Source organism: Vibrio sp. 397 (assembly GCF_033339395.1).
GTDB classification, from domain to species: domain Bacteria; phylum Pseudomonadota; class Gammaproteobacteria; order Enterobacterales; family Vibrionaceae; genus Vibrio; species Vibrio alginolyticus.
This window is the reverse complement of sequence record NZ_JAWOUN010000006.1, coordinates 178,612-195,470: the sequence shown is the minus strand read 5'-3', so window position 1 is coordinate 195,470 and position 16,859 is coordinate 178,612. Positions and strand designations below refer to the sequence as shown.

Annotated in this window: 17 protein-coding genes and 1 pseudogene; 11 read left to right on the top strand and 7 right to left on the bottom strand. The window is 42.9% G+C overall.

Annotation, left to right across the window (positions count from 1 at the left end; translation table 11 throughout):
- Positions 1–10: 10 nt before the first annotated feature.
- Complete coding sequence (locus tag R7P36_RS12185) at positions 11–160, bottom strand: hypothetical protein (RefSeq protein ID WP_017634379.1); 150 nt, start codon at positions 158–160, stop codon at positions 11–13.
- A gap of 120 nt (positions 161–280) precedes the next feature.
- On the opposite strand from R7P36_RS12185, the gene yddG reads away from it, so the two are divergent.
- On the top strand, positions 281–1,183 hold the full coding sequence (gene yddG / locus R7P36_RS12180; protein WP_203345657.1) for an aromatic amino acid DMT transporter YddG: 903 nt from the start codon (positions 281–283) through the stop codon (positions 1,181–1,183).
- Between the two features lie 151 nt (positions 1,184–1,334).
- Here the strand turns inward: yddG and R7P36_RS12175 are convergent, their stop codons facing one another.
- The gene (locus R7P36_RS12175; protein ID WP_005389400.1) at positions 1,335–2,228 is read right to left on the bottom strand and encodes a cation diffusion facilitator family transporter; all 894 of its coding nucleotides are present in this window, start codon (positions 2,226–2,228) and stop codon (positions 1,335–1,337) included.
- A gap of 176 nt (positions 2,229–2,404) precedes the next feature.
- Positions 2,405–3,283 carry a LysR family transcriptional regulator gene (locus R7P36_RS12170; RefSeq protein ID WP_005375568.1) on the bottom strand — a complete coding sequence of 293 codons (879 nt, stop codon included), beginning with the start codon at positions 3,281–3,283 and terminating at the stop codon, positions 2,405–2,407.
- 171 nt (positions 3,284–3,454) lie between these two features.
- Here R7P36_RS12170 and R7P36_RS12165 point away from each other — a divergent pair, with 171 nt between their 5' ends.
- Entirely contained in the window at positions 3,455–4,030 is a 576-nt protein-coding gene (locus R7P36_RS12165) for a class I SAM-dependent DNA methyltransferase (RefSeq protein WP_017821100.1), read from the top strand.
- Positions 4,031–4,178: 148 nt separating this feature from the next.
- Here R7P36_RS12165 and R7P36_RS12160 read toward each other — a convergent pair whose 3' ends face one another.
- Positions 4,179–6,152, bottom strand: coding sequence for an acetoacetate--CoA ligase (locus tag R7P36_RS12160; RefSeq protein WP_213899609.1), 1,974 nt, complete (start codon positions 6,150–6,152; stop codon positions 4,179–4,181).
- A gap of 222 nt (positions 6,153–6,374) precedes the next feature.
- Here R7P36_RS12160 and phhA point away from each other — a divergent pair, with 222 nt between their 5' ends.
- Entirely contained in the window at positions 6,375–7,169 is a 795-nt protein-coding gene (phhA, locus tag R7P36_RS12155; protein ID WP_005375564.1) for a phenylalanine 4-monooxygenase, read from the top strand.
- On the top strand, positions 7,159–7,497 hold the full coding sequence (locus tag R7P36_RS12150) for a 4a-hydroxytetrahydrobiopterin dehydratase (protein ID WP_005375563.1): 339 nt from the start codon (positions 7,159–7,161) through the stop codon (positions 7,495–7,497). Before phhA ends, R7P36_RS12150 begins: the two co-directional genes overlap by 11 nt.
- 71 nt (positions 7,498–7,568) lie before the next feature.
- Here R7P36_RS12150 and R7P36_RS12145 read toward each other — a convergent pair whose 3' ends face one another.
- A complete protein-coding gene (locus R7P36_RS12145) occupies positions 7,569–9,338 on the bottom strand; it encodes a choice-of-anchor I family protein (RefSeq protein ID WP_213899608.1) in 1,770 nt (589 codons plus the stop codon).
- A 199-nt stretch (positions 9,339–9,537) separates the two neighbouring features.
- Between R7P36_RS12145 and R7P36_RS12140 the strand changes: the two genes are divergently transcribed.
- Positions 9,538–9,882, top strand: a complete 345-nt coding sequence (locus R7P36_RS12140) for a HopJ type III effector protein (RefSeq protein ID WP_213899607.1) — start codon at positions 9,538–9,540, stop codon at positions 9,880–9,882.
- Between the two features lie 7 nt (positions 9,883–9,889).
- Here R7P36_RS12140 and R7P36_RS12135 read toward each other — a convergent pair whose 3' ends face one another.
- The gene (locus R7P36_RS12135) at positions 9,890–10,228 is read right to left on the bottom strand and encodes a cysteine-rich CWC family protein (protein WP_213899606.1); all 339 of its coding nucleotides are present in this window, start codon (positions 10,226–10,228) and stop codon (positions 9,890–9,892) included.
- Between the two features lie 144 nt (positions 10,229–10,372).
- On the opposite strand from R7P36_RS12135, the gene R7P36_RS12130 reads away from it, so the two are divergent.
- Together R7P36_RS12130 and R7P36_RS12125 are read left to right on the top strand one after the other, a co-directional pair.
- Complete coding sequence (locus R7P36_RS12130) at positions 10,373–10,588, top strand: DUF3820 family protein (RefSeq protein ID WP_005375557.1); 216 nt, start codon at positions 10,373–10,375, stop codon at positions 10,586–10,588.
- Between the two features lie 40 nt (positions 10,589–10,628).
- Complete coding sequence (locus R7P36_RS12125) at positions 10,629–10,874, top strand: hypothetical protein (RefSeq protein ID WP_005375556.1); 246 nt, start codon at positions 10,629–10,631, stop codon at positions 10,872–10,874.
- Positions 10,875–11,114: 240 nt separating this feature from the next.
- Here the strand turns inward: R7P36_RS12125 and R7P36_RS12120 are convergent, their stop codons facing one another.
- Positions 11,115–12,509: a BspA family leucine-rich repeat surface protein gene (locus R7P36_RS12120; protein WP_213899605.1), complete on the bottom strand. Its 1,395-nt coding sequence runs from the start codon at positions 12,507–12,509 to the stop codon at positions 11,115–11,117.
- Between the two features lie 991 nt (positions 12,510–13,500).
- Between R7P36_RS12120 and R7P36_RS12115 the strand changes: the two are divergent.
- The 4 genes and pseudogenes from R7P36_RS12115 (at position 13,501) to R7P36_RS12100 (ending at position 16,702) form a co-directional block, all read left to right on the top strand.
- Positions 13,501–14,351 (top strand): annotated as a pseudogene (locus R7P36_RS12115) (hypothetical protein).
- 13 nt (positions 14,352–14,364) lie between these two features.
- On the top strand, positions 14,365–15,123 hold the full coding sequence (locus tag R7P36_RS12110) for a CDP-alcohol phosphatidyltransferase family protein (RefSeq protein WP_395234542.1): 759 nt from the start codon (positions 14,365–14,367) through the stop codon (positions 15,121–15,123).
- A complete protein-coding gene (locus R7P36_RS12105; RefSeq protein ID WP_017635765.1) occupies positions 15,116–16,048 on the top strand; it encodes a phosphatidate cytidylyltransferase in 933 nt (310 codons plus the stop codon). Before R7P36_RS12110 ends, R7P36_RS12105 begins: the two co-directional genes overlap by 8 nt.
- A 9-nt stretch (positions 16,049–16,057) precedes the next feature.
- Positions 16,058–16,702 carry a lysophospholipid acyltransferase family protein gene (locus R7P36_RS12100; RefSeq protein WP_318122166.1) on the top strand — a complete coding sequence of 215 codons (645 nt, stop codon included), beginning with the start codon at positions 16,058–16,060 and terminating at the stop codon, positions 16,700–16,702.
- Positions 16,703–16,859: the final 157 nt, after the last annotated feature.

The window sequence follows — 16,859 nt, the reverse complement described above, 5'->3', positions numbered from 1 at the left end:
TTGGATTCCTTTACTCTGAACGTTCCTTAGATTGCTCTTCGCTATCTAGACCATGCGTTTCCGAGTGTGTTTTAACGTTTTCACTCTCGTTGTCATCTTCATCATAGTAGCGCACAACAAAGGGTGTAAGCATAACACTAGAGGGCAGAAAATGTTTCATATCAACTCCAACGGCTTAATAGAATGATTTTTATACTGATTTTTATAAAACAGTACGTTGAACCTGATCATTTTTGAGTTAAGCTGACGTTTCCTTTGGCATTCGTGAGTGGTAGGTCACATGAAATCAGTGCAATTTCGTTTCACACTTTATGGTTGTATCGCGATTCTCTCTTGGAGTTGTCTGCTTGGCATCGCGAGGTTGGTTACGGAGAGTTTAGGTCCTGTAGGTGGGGCAGCCATGTTGTACTCTCTCAGCTCTGTTTTCCTTCTTATCGTGGTCGGTATTCCAAAGTTGTCTTACTTTTCTCCCAAGTATCTTGTGCTTGGTGGTGCGATGTTCGTCTGCTATGAAATATTTCTCGCTCTATCTTTGGGATATTCCAACTCGCGTGCGCAGGCAATTGAGGTGTCGATTGTCAACTACCTTTGGCCCGCACTGACGGTTTTATTTGCGGTCCTTGGCAGCAATAAAAAAACAAACTGGTTGCTTTATCCCGCAGTTACGCTGGCGTTTGTTGGGGTTGCTTGGACTGTGAGCGGTGAGAATGGCTTATCCATAACTCAGATCATGTCCAATGTTAGTAGTAACCCTCTGGTGTATTTTATGGCTTTCGCTGGCGCGGTTATATGGGCTTTTTATTGCAACTTAACCCAAAGGCAGCAATCTAAACATAATGCGATTACCCTGTTTTTCATTGCAACAGCTGTTTCGCTTTGGGTCAAATATGCGTTTACGGATGAGCCACCAATGACATTCAGTTGGGAAGCGGTGGGGTACTTAGTGGCTTCTGCGGCTTTAATGGCTGGTGGTTATGGTTTATGGAACATCGCGATCGTTGGCGGCAATATGGTTTTTCTCGCCACCTTGTCTTACTTCACGCCCATTTTTTCCGCTTTATTTTCTTCCATTATTCTTGGCGTAACTCTGAGCCATAGCTTTTGGCAGGGCGTTGTGATGGTAACGGTGGGCTCGCTGATGTGTTGGTTAGTCACCAAAGAGAAGCGCGAAGCGGCTGGGTAAGTTACCAACGAGATCAGAGAATTTAAGTGAGCAACGAACAGATCTCCCTTGCGAGCTGTATTCGAATACGAAGCAACTAAATCGAAAAAATTAAAAAAGCTCCCGAGATTGGGAGCTTTTTATTGAGTTTTAACGGCTCTTTGGTGGCACTCTAATAAGCGACGTTCAAGTGTAGTTGAAGCTTGAATCTGTGCTTCGACAGTCGCTTGATAAGCTGCTTACGAGTGTGCTCTAGTGTATCAAGCTCCAATGTGTCGTCATCAATATGTACGTCCACATTTACTCGTAGCTCTTGGCCCACCTTCGTTACGCCAGCCAGTTTCAATTGATGCTCAGTCACTTTTTCAATCTCAAGAACATCTTTGCCAACGCTCTGACACAGCTCTTTGCTTGGTGTCATCATTAGTAGTTCACGTAAGGCACCTACTAGCATATCGAACGGTACTTTGAGGAAGTAAAAGCCCATTAAAACCATCATCATGGGGTCGGCATATACCGCATACTCAGAGAATGGCGTTAGTGAAACAGCCCAAGCCGAGATAAATCCTACGGTCACCGCCACACTTAGCAGAGTATCCATTTGCCACTGTTTTTTCTCCGCTTCAATCAAGCCTGATGAGAAGCGGCGGCTGCGTTTCGCCATAAACCACCAAGCGTAACCACAGCCGATAACATTCACGATGCCGAATAAGGTCGCAATAGAAGCATCGACCTCGCGACCTCCAGACATCAATGCTGATATCGCAGAGTAGAGAGAGAAGCTTACAACCACTAAAATGACGGCTGCTTTTATCGCAATAACGATTGGTTCTAAGACCGCTTTTCCAAATGGGAATACAGATTTTGAAGGCTTGTTAATATAGTAAGAAGCGGCCAGTGACAATAAAGTTAACAGTAAGCTGACCAAAGAGTAAACACCGTCAAAAACGATGACAATTGAGCCTACAAGCAAGCCAAGTACCATACCACCAGCAGCGAACCCAGATGCCAAAAGGGCTGAAATGGTTAGAATACGGTTTTCGTTTTTGCTTGTCCTGTCACACATAAAAGATGCCTTTGAATTTTAATACCTTACTATTCTTCGCTCATAAGGTAATTTAGGCAACCACAAAGTGACCAGTAACTAATCTAAAAAATTGCGTTTTTATTTATGTTATTATAAAACAATGGCTTACTGTGATTTTTTGGTGTCAGTAAAATTGACGCTCACTGATAAAATGTTTAGAAGTCAAATAAATACTCGCTCAATTTATCTGCTAACCACGTCATTGCTGGATGCTCAGTATGGCCGTTAGGTGAAAACATACAGTAGTCTTCTTGCGTCAATCCGTATGTGTGTTTGATAACGGCGAGCTTCTGCTGACGAAGGTAATGGCGGATTAATGGTTCTGGAAGCACGCCCCAAGCGTCTTCTTCTAAGATGGTGTTCAGCATGTAGTCAAAACTCGAAAAACCAATATATCGAGTCGAGAAAGGTTGCAGTTCAGGGTTGTCTTTCTCATTTAGGTACACCATTAGTGCTTGCATCTGACTACGTAGATCCTCGTCTGAGACACGGCGCATCTTACTTAGGCGGTGTTCTACACTGCATACTGACATCATACGTATCTTGCCTAATGGGTTATATACGATACGAGGATCGTCTACTCGCTCATAATCAACGCCGAAAGCAAAATCTACTTGGTGGGTACTGACCAAGTTGGCTAAGTCGCCACTGGATGCCAAGATTAAGTTGAAGGTTGTTGAAGGAAAGCGGTTATTCAATGTATGAGATAATTCTTGCCAGAGATCATCAGGTAAGGAGTCGTCACGTGCTACCCAAACTTCCGCGTTAAACCCTTCCGAGATTTGAGCGCAGGTCTTTCTGACCCGTTGTGCGATGATAAGTAGGTGTTCGCAATCTTTGTAAATGGCTTTCCCAGCTTCAGAGAGGGTGAGCTGGTTGCCAGTTCGGTTAAACAATTCAACGTCGAGATCTTTCTCTAATGCCTTAATCGACATACTGAGTTTGGTGCGATTGCAGTCGAGTTGCCTTGCCGCTTCAGAAACAGAACCACACTCAGCGATGGTGCAGAAGGCTTCTACTTGAGTTAAGTTCATGATTTGACACAACCAATAAATGAATTCAAAGAATTTGGGTATTATGCAGATGCGCTCCCAAAGCCATGAAAGATTATCGAAAAAAACGCGAATCCGCCAGATAAGTCTATGGTCTTTTAACGGTTTTGCGGTAATCTATGTGGGTTACAAAAAGTGAACATGGAGGCCACGATGGCACAAGATTGGGACGGCTTAGCAAAAAACTGGGAATCAAATCCAGCAACAGAGCAATTTGCGCAGTCGGTGTTTGAGCAGTTACAACAGCTAACTCAGCTTGATGGCATTAAAGTACTAGATTTTGGATGCGGAACAGGGCAGTTAAGTCAACGATTGTCACCGATGGTTAAAGACATCGTAGCATTAGACGCATCGGAAGCCATGATTGAGGAACTCGATAAAAAAGAGCTCGTCAACGTAGAACCTGTGGTAGATGCATTATCTCGCGGCTTGGTCGCTCAGCATCCGGCGTTTCGTGGACAGTTCGACTTGGTGGTTGCATCATCAGTTTTAGCGTTTGTGGAAGACTTAGACGCGTCATTAACGATCTCGCATTCTCTACTTAACCACGGCGGCTATTTTGTTCATTTTGATTGGATTGCAGAATGTGAACAAGACGGTTTTACCCTTGCGAAGTCTGAGCGTGCACTGAAAGAAGCAGGCTTTACTGAAGTTGAATCGCAACACGTTTTTGACATTACATCTGATGGTAAAACAATGTCGGTATTAATGGGGCTTGGTCGTCGCTAATACCGCTGAATAAAGAACAAAAAATGACAAAAGCGAGCTAACAAGCTCGCTTTTTTCTTATCTGCTGAGGGTATATGTAACTTCACTTGCTCTAAACAAGCGTCGTGGTGCAGGCAAGGACATACTCGAACAACTTAGTCTTCGGAGGTTATTTTGAGACGACTATCCTGCGTATCTCCTCCAGCACTTCAGGGTTGGCTATTGCGCCTAAATTTTCGACGCTTCGGTTGTTAACGACTTGCATAACGGCTAACTCGACCAGCTTTCCTGAGCGTGTCTTAGGTATATCGCTTATTGCGTAAATTGCACTAGGTACATGCCTTGGAGAACATGCAGACTTTAGCTGTGCTTTGATGGAAGCGATCATCTCGTCATTGAGCTCTACCCCTTTGACTAATTGGACAAACAGCCATATTTGTTCGTTGCGATCGACTTCTTTTCCTACTGCGATCGAATCTAGAATACCGTCTATACAGTTCACTTGCTGATAGATTTCGGCCGTGCCGATTCTTACGCCACCAGGATTCAACGTGGTATCACTTCGACCATAAAACACGTATCCCCCAACGCGGGTCTGTTCAACATCATCGCCGTGGTGCCAAATATTGTCGAATTTATCCCAATAAGCGCGATGATATCTCTCACCGGTGTCATTCCAAAAGCCAGCAGGGAAGTTGGGTAATGAATTGGCACAAACCAACTCACCGCGCTCTCCCATTACGCTATTACCTTGTGGGTTAAAGACTCGGACATCAACCCCTAACCCTGCTGATTGGCATTCTCCCCGATAAACGGGAGAAATAGGGTTGCCCAATACAAAGCAGCCACAAATGTCTGTTCCGCCAGAAATCGAGGCGAGGTGTACATCTTCTTTAATGTGCTGATAGACATAATCAAACTGTTCTGGATACAGAACAGAGCCAGTCGAACAAATGGTTTTCAGACTTGAAAATGCATCACTTTTCTGCGGAGAAAAAGATGCTTTTTCCAGCGCCTCTAGGTATTTTGCTGAGGTTCCAAATAGCGTCACTTCGGCTTGTTCTGCGAGGTCCCAGAGCACATTATGAGTGGGGTAAACAGGGCTACCATCAAAAATCACCAAACATGCACCGCTCGCGAGTGAAGAAACGTGCCAGTTCCACATCATCCAGCCGCAGGTTGTGTAGTAAAACACTCGGTCGTTCGGTTGAATATCGCAATGCAGTTGATGCTCTTTCAAGTGATTAAGCACCGTTCCGCCGACGGAATGAACGATGCATTTCGGTTTGCCTGTTGTGCCTGAAGAATAGAGCACAAATAGCGGATCGTTAAAATTCACACGAGTAAAAGTCAGCGCTTCGGGGGTGTATTGATTCAGGACATTTTGCCAATCTTGGGTGCAGACATCGCATTCAAAAATGTGTGGTTTAAGGTAGCTAATTTGGCAAACTTGTTTAAGACCATCAAGATGATCCGCAATATGCTGGTTTTTCTCAGACATATCGAAAGTTTTGCCATTGAATGTATAGCCATCACAAGTAAACAGGATTTTGGGTTTCACTTGACCAAAGCGTTCCAAAACGCTTTCGACGCCAAAATCAGGTGAGGTGGAAGTCCAGGTCGCCCCCAAACTACTGGTTGCTAGCATGGCTACCACCGTTTGAGGTAGGTGAGGTAAATAACCAGCGACGACATCACCTTGCTTAATTCCACATTCTTTCAACCATTGCTGCACACTCGAAACTTCTTCGCACAATTGTTTCCAGGTGTAGGTCTGTTTTTCTTCACGTTCATTTTCAAACCAAATCGCGAGATCATCGGGTTGGTGACACGCGTAGGTTAGCAAATTTTCGGCGTAGTTAATTTGCGCGTTTGGGAACCATTTTATATCCCTATTTTCAACAGGTTGCTGCCAGCGACTTTCTGCTCGCTCGTTTATGGTCTCTCCCTGAGTGCCAATGACGTCGCAGAATAGCCAAACTTCCTGCCAAAATTTTTCTACATGATCGAGTGACCATTGATGCAGATCAGCGAAGCTTTCAAGGGTATTTCCTTGTCGATTAATGTGTTCAATAAACTGTGTAATGTTGGCTTCTTCGATACGACTTTCGCTCGGGTGCCATACTTTGCTGCTCTCGCGCATAGGTCCCTCTATAACAAAGTGATAACAGGTTTTAGTTTGAGAGGAATACACGATAAAGTCAAACAAGCCAGAGATTATATCGTGTCATAAAAATCATGCAGTTACGATGCATTGTAAACAATGTGTTACATCGGGATGGTGCTGAGAAAATCGCGCAGGGATTGGAAGCTCTTAAGACTACAGATAGGCTTAATGTAAATGATTTGTTAATAGAGATGAGCCATGACGCAGTATCGTTCTAAACCCGTAAACCAGGAAGGCAGGGTTGAATGGAGCCGTGAAGAAGACGCCATTTGGCGAGATTTGGTAACACGACAAATGGGTGTGATCCAAAACAGAGCTTGTGAGGCTTATTTACACGGTTTGACGCTGCTTGATTTACCTCAAGACCGCGTTCCTCAGTTACCAGAAATTAATCGTGTCTTGATGGAGACAACAGGTTGGCAAGTGGAGCCCGTTCCCGCGCTTATTGATTTCGACCGATTTTTTAATCTACTCGGTAATAAGCGCTTTCCAGTCGCCACATTCTTGCGTACAAGAGATGAGTTCGATTACTTACAGGAGCCAGATTTCTTCCACGAAATATTTGGTCATTGCGCGATGTTAACCAACCCAGACTTTGCTGCATTTACCGAGCATTATGGTCAACTAGGGCAAGCCGCTACCCCAAAACAAAGAGCCTATCTCGCTCGTCTCTACTGGTTTACCGTAGAGTTTGGTTTGGTGAAAGAAGGGGACAAAACCAAAATTTACGGTGGTGGTATTCTTTCATCTCCTGGCGAAACCCTCTACGCATTAGAGAGTGATGCAGCAATTCGCGACCCATTTGAATTACAAACTGTGCTGAGAACGCCTTATCGTATCGACATCATGCAACCGAAGTACTACGTGATTGATGACTTTTCTCAGCTTTTTAAAATCAGTCAGTTGAATTTATTGAAACAAGCCGATCTAGCGATTGAAGCTGGACTGCTTCCTCCACTTTTTGAACCAAAGGAACCTGCTCATGTTGAATGAACAAAAATGCGAAGCTTGTAGTATCGATGCCATTGCACTAAGCAAAGAAGAACAACAATCTCTGCTGCTGCAATTGTCTGATTGGCAGATCATTGAAAGAGAAGACATACCTCAACTAGAAAAGGTGTATAAATTTAAGAACTTCAAACAAGCATGGGCTTTCAGTAACAAAATCGCGGAACTGGCAGAAGATGAGTTCCACCATCCTTCTATTTTGTTGGAATGGGGTAAGGTTACCGTAACGTGGTGGAGTCACTCTATCAAAGGTCTGCATAAAAACGATTTTATCTGCGCATCAAAGTGTGACGCGCTAGCATCGGCAGAGTAGGACATTACCTCATACAAAAAAACGCCCGGCTTACGTCGGGCGTTTTGGTTCTAAATGACTTTTACATTACTTTATAGATTGATTCGGAAGACGGATGTCGTGCCCGATACCTCATTGCCAACGACGATAAAATGACCACCGTTACGGGTAAAGTAATTAATGGACTCTGGACCTAAATCGCCTGCTTTTGGATTGTATGTGTCGTTCATGCATTCGCCATCTTCGACTTCTGTACATACTGGCTGATTGTAATCACGGCGGTTTACGTAATGCATAAACTGCGCTTGTTTCGGGTCTGTGATGTCATAAATCATGATACCGCCTTGACGCTCCAAGCCGATAAACGCGTAATGACGACCGTTAATTTGTGCTACTTCAATCGCCTCTGGCTCAATACCTTTATCATCACTTCGGTCATTGCCACTATTATTGTTATCGTTGGTGCTGTTGAAGTTCTTGCCTTCATTCAGCAGCGCGATAGTCGCGAAATCGTCACCACTATCGAAGACCAACTTGCCGTTTTCATCCCAAATCGAGAATGAACGCGCGCCAAATGATTGAACATTCTCTTGTGCAGAAAGCGTTTGTTCCGGCTTAATCACTTTTAAACGCGCGAGTTGTTTGTTGTCTTTTAGTGCCTCTGCCAATGGGTGTTCTGCTGCTACTTTCAGCTTCTTACCGCGCACTTCATCAATATGGCTTAAACAGGTTCCTTGCTCAGATGTATATTCATCTGTACTGAGGTAATCGTCTTCATCCCACATAAAGCCAGCTTTGTCGCACAGTTCTTGAGTGGTTTTGAATCCGTACTCACGCCCGTCGCCTTCATTTGCAGATACGATGTAAGTACTCCCATTCACTGAGTAGCTGTCGATAGTGTCAGGCATAAATAAGCCAACCAGTTGTGGGTAGCTTTTCAAGTTCCCAATGATTTTGTCTTTGTTGGATGCATCGAGTTTAGCGCCCGACCAAGACTTCTCACCTAAGCCAACAATTTTTTCTACCGATTTGCTCTCTGGATTGACGATTGCCATGGCGTTATTTTCTTGTAGCGCGACATAGATTTTACCGTTATCTGCAAAAGTGAGGTATTCAGGCTCTAGATCTTGTGCGACGGTGGCGTTTGGCCCCGAAATACGCACATTCATTGGGAGCTCTGCTTTTCGTGAACCATCAAATTCGTTAAAGCCAATTTGTGTCACTTCTGCTTGAGTAACACCAAGGCTCAGATCGATCAAAGTGATACTACCTTCAGGGTCAATGCTGTAATCGCTGTTTGGTTCTCCTTCATTAGCGGTTGCGATGTATCGGCCATCTTTTGAGAAGCCAACCATGTCTGGCAATGCGCCTGTTGGGAAAGTCGTGACTAATGACAAATCGTCGGAGCGGTACAAGCCAACAATACCATTCGCTTGTTTATTACTGTTTTCAATCGCAACTGCTACCAAACCATTGAATACAGCGACACTGTTTGCTGCGCCAATTTCAATGCCTGCTGCTTCGCCAGCGCTGTTGAGATCGATGAATGCGCTTTGCGTTGGTACGCCGTTGTCATCCATAGACATTACATCGACACGTTTTGCTTGAGCATTAACCACATAGAGCTTATCTGTACAGGCGTCATAACTCACGATTTCAGCTGCCGATGTGTCGAATGGTGCATCAGCAACGGATGTTCCGATAAAAGTTAAACCTTGAATTGACGTTTCCCCAGTAACGGGTGCAGTGGTAGGTTTGCATTGTGTAGCGAATGAAGCCACGGTATCTTCGGGTTGTGATGAACACGCGATGGCAAGTGATGACAATGCGAGTGCACCGATTGCCTTTAAAGGGGTGATCATGATATCTCCTTATCAATCCGATAGGTTGTCAATCAGCATGGGTTTTATGCTGCTGTCCATTTCCGCAACTGGAATGATAGAGCGCTGAATGACGTTTGATTTGGTAAGGCTCTGAATATATGTATGATTGATGACTCTTATATTGGCTTTTTATGAAACTAATGTGTCATCAATATGATGAAGTAGGGATAGAGGAATAATGGAATTAAAATCGTTTTTAGATTTATTGGCAGCGTCACCAGAGCAGGTCGAATTTGAAGCAACGATGGCGGTGATCGAAGATAACTATACGTTTGAGCCAACCGCTTTTGTAAATGGTGAGACACAAAACAATGCAGGCGAGAACAACGGTTCGTGTAAGACCTTCGCTTTCGGTTTGCTAAACAACCTAGACAAAGAAGCGACGCTTGCCTGCTTTGGCCGTTTTTATCGTGAAGATGTATTGCGGCATCCAGAGAACAGCGATCACCAGAATATTCGTAATTTTATGGTGACAGGGTGGGAAGGCATTAAGTTTGAAGCGTCCGCTTTAACCGCTAAATAAACACCAGTCAGAAAACGATGATCAGTAAGCCAGTCGTATTACGCGACTGGCTTTTTTCTAGACATTTTCGGCACAAACACAGCTGGTTGGCGCTTGGCTTGGGTAAATCACGGGTTTCAATAGTAAAGCACCAGCATGTCTCTTTGCCTGCGGCGATATCACAATGGGCTTGAGTCCCGCATTCAGGACAACTGTGCGTTGAATCTTCTCCTGCGATTTGTTCGATAATCGCATCTCGTTGGAGATCGGTTTTGTCTTTCCATTGGATGATTTCATCCATCGTTCGGTGACAACCAGAGCATATTCCGGCGTTATTTTTACATGCTGCTCGACAAGGTGACTTCATTGCTTTCTCGTTCTCATTTTTTATGCCGCGTACTCTAGCATAAAGCGAGTCAAGGCCGCCAAAAATAAACGTGACTGCGATTTGCTGGTGAGGAGGGAGAACCAGTGTTACCCTTGGGCGAGTTACCTTAACTCTCTGTCACTTATGTTAGAAAAAGAAAACCTCATTAAACTCGCTAGAATGCAAATGCCATTTGGGAAATATGCAGGGCGAGTGTTAATCGACCTGCCTGAAGAATACTTACTGTGGTTTGATAAAAAGGGCTGGCCAAGCGGCGAGCTAGGGGATTTGCTCAAGCTATGTTTAGCGCTCAAAATTGAAGGCTTAGATAGTGTCGTGAAGCCTTTGAAGCGTATGTAACTAGCCACAGAAACTCCCACTCTTAATGAAAAGACTTATTATGAATTTTGATATCGATGCACTGAAACATCACCAATTGGTCGAAGATGGTAAACTAGAGGGATGTTACATTCATCAGCCAGCTCAAGGTAGCCAACACAATGACAAAGCTGTTTTGGCAGAGCGCCAAGCGTTGGAAAAGTTGGGATATAAGGTAATACAGGTTAAAGCTAAAGGCGGGACAACAACGTTTGCCGAGGCGATGCAAAAGCTAGCGAAGGAAACTGGTCACCTGCCTAAGGAGTAAGTGAGTGTAACCTGCCACAGCCTTACAAGTTCTCCCACCAGACTATTTTTTCATTCAAAAGAGCCAGACCGTTAGGCTGACTCTTTTTGGGCCATTCAGTCCTAGCACTGTATCCTTTTGGTGTGTGTACCAATTAGATTATACCGTTTACAATTGAGAACGCTTATTTAGAGAAATAAGTATCCACGCAAATGTACATGCTTTATCAGTGATTTAACTATAGGAAATCTAGAGAAAGGATTAAAGAGTAGATTCTTCAGGATCTGCGTATAAAATAGAATCAAGAGCCCAATCGGATAAATCATAAGAGAAGGACTCTGTACCATGAAGCATTCCCCACATTGAGTTAATATTTCTTATATCCCAATTGCTTATGTCCTGATTAAAAGATTTGGCTCCGTAGAACATAATATAAGTACTATTCACTCCAGTAACATCCCAGTTGGAGATGTCTTGATTAAAATTCTCTGCTTGATAAAACATACCTTTCATGTAGTGCACAGAACCCGTGTTCCAAGATGAGATATCTCCATTAAATTTACTCGCTCCATGAAACATATACGACATATATCGTACACTAGTTGTATCCCATTCTGATAAGTCTTGGTTGAATTTTCTCGCCAGATAAAACATGTAGGACATATTTTCAACATTACTTACATCCCAGAGATTTATGCTATGATCGAATGATACAGCATTAGCAAACATACCTTCCATAGTCTTGACTTTGCTTACATTCCAGCTTGAGATATCCTGATCGAAAGACTTTGCCTTAGCAAACATTCCATTCATATCCTCAACCTTGCCAACGTTCCAGTTTGAAATATCTTGGTTAAAAGAGCTAGCACCACCGAACATAGTTCTCATATTGGTCACATTGGAGACATTCCATTTTGATAGGTCTTGATTAAAAGAGTCTGCTTTCCAAAACATTCCCGCCATGTTGGTTACATTACTAACATCCCAATTAGAAATATCCTGGTTAAAGGAATGCATTTCATAAAAAAGCTTACTCATATCTGTTATTTCAGAAGTATCAACGTTTGATATATCCTCCTTGAAGTAGAGCATCGCCTTAATATCATCGACAGTAACCTTCATTGGAAGAAATTTGGGTCTATGCTCATCCGTCAGCGCTGAAGTCATTTCATCATCATCGTAATTGAAAGTCATATAGTTGACCACATTCAAGACATTCCAAGCACTCAAGTCCTGATTAAAGCTCCTAGCCGCAAAGAACATGGCTGTCATATCCGTCACATTACTAACATTCCACCCCGATATGTTCTGGTTGAAAGAATGAGTATGGCTAAACATATTGGTCATATTGGTAACGTTACTAACATCCCATCCAGAGATATCCTGATTAAACGCTTTAGCATCATGAAACATATAGGACATGTTAGTAACGTTACTAACATCCCATCTAGAGATATCTTGGTTAAATGTATGCCTATGAGCAAAAAGTCTACTCATATCTTTAATTTTAGAAACATCTACCTGAGTTACATCTCTACCTGCTTTGATCATTTCAACCAATTCTTGCCGCATAAGCGGATGTGTTGGGGTAGCTTCTTTTTCGCAGCCTGCCAGTAAAAATAATCCTATCAAAAGAATTGGCTGTAACTTCTGCATTATCTTCCCTTATTCAATAAAACTTAACCTGTTGTATATTATGTCTATTCTACTATAAAAAACAGACGAAGCTTTCCATATACAAGGTGCCCCTCTAAATTTTAGTTGACCACTACAACACAACTGTTCAGCATATGTTTTATTTTTAAACTCCATATCAGCAATGGCTAACATACTTACAGTATCTGTTTATATTAGCCTCAATGTTGTTTCTAATGACTTATCCCCAATCATCAAATGAATGATTGGTACGTTCACGTCATTATGTTCCAGTCATACTGCAAAAGTGCTTCTACCGATTAGTATGCTAAGATGCTCACCATCTTTTAACCGCAAAGAATTTTGTTAACTGTCCATTCTTCTTCACAATATCACGAACTTGGATGCGGTATATCTCTAGTGTTGTCATTCCACTATCCAAGAATAACCTCATTAGACAAGCATTTAGCTCTGGTATTTAGGTAATGACCTTGAAGAGTCAAGCTTTGCCTTTATCCTCGGTGAGCGTGGGTAGTGCCATGTGTGTTATTTCCTGTTTTACATCAAGAAACACACACGCTAGCAGTGGCAAGCTAAGAAATCAGTGATCTAGATATTGGTGTGATTGGCTTTAAGGGAAAACTGAATGATTGTCATTGCTCATTCATTTGCAATGAATAAAAATTTTTTATAGGCCAAAATTAAGTAACGTCAGGCGGAGCATGTGAACTAAAACGCTTTTGTCCAGAAATTTTACCGTGGGCAACTTCTAACGCAGAAGTGCCCCAAAACTCGCTAGACCAAACACTCTAGAAGATCTGTGTCGTTCATTTTACCCTACGAAAAGTTATCCGATAGAATGTAACCCAACACTATTGAGCCTTCATTGTACCTGTTTGGTCTGTCAAATTGTCTATTTAACTGGTTAAATCATCAGGTAATCTTTTTGAGGATGATAAATAACTGAAAATATTGTTATTATCCTTTTTATTTATCAGTAAAACCGACTCCCATGAGATATGAATCCGCTCCGTAGCCCAAAAAGAAAGACAAGAAACAACTAGAGAACGAGTAGCTCGCCAACGTCGAGAGCGCAGGAAGAGGGAAGAGTTGAGGTATACCGCGAGCGATGAAAAGCGAAGGACAGAAATTAGAGAGAGGGTTCTTAGAGATAGACAAGAGGCTGGATTAGGTCAAATCTCTCAAGGTTTAAAAACGCCTCAAATTCTGAGCGATTCTACCGGGCAACAGTGTTCACTTGAAGATGAAATGGCTAAAAATCATCAACATATACTTATTACTGATTTAGAAGATGCGCACAAGATATTGCATAACGTTTGGCTCGATTCTGGTTGCGAGTATTAATGCAGCAAAATCATGGTTCAACCACACAGAGCCGATGTTTGACGCCGCGTCTATTGCTAAGCAATTCGGGGATATGAACATTAAGGCGGATCTTGTTGAGAGCAGAGGAAAAATCATTGTCGCATTCAATGGGACAGATCAGAACGGGAAAGCACTCAAACATGCGTTTGTGAATGGCGCTCGTATCAACATGAACGGAAAAAATACTCGCTTAACTCATTTAAAGCAATGCAACCGGGTTTTAGCCCGAAATCTAGGGTTGCAAACTTTAAAGGTGCAGGAGCTTTAACGTTTGTTGTATCGGAGAGTATTGCTGCCAGTGACCTAGTGTTTAAAGATGATTACCACCTAGTGTATTGGTTTGGGAATGTTCGCTCTGACATGTTCAAATTTATACTCCAGAGCGCACATGGTGAGGCCGCGTTGTTTGCTGCTGCTTTCTTAGGTCAACCGATAATTATATGTGCAATTGCTGTAACAGCGACAAAACTTATTTAAGGACATGGAGTGCATGGAATCCAAAAACGAGTCTAATCGACGCCCTCTTGCAGTGCGTAAAATCTCAGTTATCAAACGAATTGCTATTTGGCTGAGCCAAAAAAACATTACCCCTAACCAAATCTCACTGATGAGCATCCTCTTTGCCGCTATTGGCCTTGCTTTTGCAGCTAGTTATCGCTTCTGGCCTACGCCAATTTGGTTAGTGCTGTTCGCTCTGATGGTTCAAATGCGGTTATTGTGCAATCTATTTGACGGAATGGTCGCTGTAGAAGGTGGGAAGAAAACCCCTGCTGGTGAGTTGTTTAACGATGTTCCAGACCGTATTGCCGATCCGCTGTTGATTATCGCTGCTGGTTTCGTTGCTCATTCAGCATTTTCTATGCCTCTAGCTTGGATTGCGGCACTATTAGCGGTACTCTCAGCTTACATTCGCGTTTTGGGTGTTAGCATGGACTGCTCGGCCGACTTTCGAGGACCAATGGCTAAGCAGCATCGAATGGCCCTACTCACAGTAACTCTTTTAGTAATGGCGATTAACCATTGGTTTACGTTATCACTTGGCATTTATTTGATGGACATATCGCTTGCAATCATGGTAATTGGCTGTGCTGTAACTTGTTGGCGTCGTTTGGTATGTATTTTTAATGCTAAAAAAGAACTCGCTAACTTATTATTGAACCATGAAAAAGATCATCAGGCCAAGCATTCTAAGTCTCTAACAGCCAACGAGACAATCGATAAGGCGGTAGGTGAAACTAACCATGATTAATATCCCTACGCATTCGTTATACATGATGGCCGCCATCACACTCGTACTAGTGATTGGCACTTTGGTTTACCTGTATTTGTCACGCCATAATCTTAATAAGGATTACCACGAGCTTAAACTTCGCATTCGTTCTTGGTGGTGGATGATCGGAATCGTCTTTGTTGTGCTCTATCTGCCCACTCAATACACGCTGATTTCTGTCGCCTTTTTGAGTTTTATGGCGCTGAAAGAGTTTCTCTCTGTAGTACCAACGCGCATGACAGATCGACGTGTGATCTTCTGGGCTTACCTTTCGATCCCGTTTCAATACTACTGGTTATCAATCGGTTGGTATGGCATGTATATCATCTTTATTCCTGTCTTCACCTTCCTCTATCTTCCAATGGTCGCGGTGCTGATTGGTGATACCAAAGGTTTCATTCGCTCAGCAGGTATCATTCACTGGGCGCTAATGCTGACGGTATTTTGTGTTAGTCATATGGCATATTTATTGGTATTGCCCAGCAAGAATCCAGAGACCGGTTCAATGGGAATGCTACTGTTCTTATTGGTATTCACTCAGTTTAGTGATGTTTGTCAATACGTATGGGGTAAGAGCTTCGGTAAACACAAAATCGTACCGAAAGTCAGTCCAAACAAAACATGGGAAGGCTTTATTGGTGGTGCGGCAACCATCATCATCACTAGCTATTTTGTGGCACCTTACCTGACACCATTAACTTCAGTTCAAGGTTTAGTTGCAGGGATGATTATCGCCTTGAGTGGCTTTATTGGCGATTTGGTAATTTCATCGGTTAAACGTGACTTACAAATTAAGGATACCAGCCAGTTTATCCCCGGCCATGGCGGCATTTTAGATCGTATTGATAGCCTGATGTTCACCGCCCCCTTATTCTTCCACTATATTTATTACCTCTACTACTAAGAAGACGATATGAAAATTTTAAAAGTTTTGTTCGTCTTGCTGTTTGTGAAACCACTGGTGTTTGTTGGTTTGGGGCTCAACATCATTAATCGGCAAAATCTGCCAAGCAATGGTCCTATGGTGGTCGCGGCTAACCACAATAGTCATCTCGATACTTTGGTATTACTGGCACTCTTTCCTATCAGTATGGTACATAAGGTGCGTCCTGTGGCAGCAGCCGATTACTTTCTCAAAAACAAAGTATCAGCATGGTTATCACTCAATATTTTGGGCATTATTCCCATCCATCGTTCACCGAGTAAAAGCGAGCGGCATACTGTATTTGATGAGTGCCATAAGGCACTTAATCAAGGAGATATCTTGATTATCTTTCCTGAAGGTAGTCGCGGTGAACCTGAAACTATGAGCGGGTTAAAGAAAGGGATTTATCACTTAGTTAATGTACATAAAACTTGTCCTGTCATTCCGGTGGTGATGCGCGGATTAGGTCGAGCGCTCCCTAAAGGAACAGCGATGCTTGTTCCTTTTAACTGTGATGTTGTATTGGGAGTGCCAATCGCGAGGTTTGAAAATGCAGATGACTTTCTAATAACCATGCAAGTTGAATATCAACAGCTTGCACAAGCATGTATTGTGACTAACCACGAAGAGTAGATACGTTCTAGCTCGACAGTACTCCATTATCGTTTAAAGCAAGAGCCCCAAAAACTTAGGGAATCCGTTTGTCTTACTAGATCCGAACCAGCAATTTTGGACACTGAATTAAGTAATTTTCTATACTTGAAGTTACTCGTACATTACTAATTTAAGT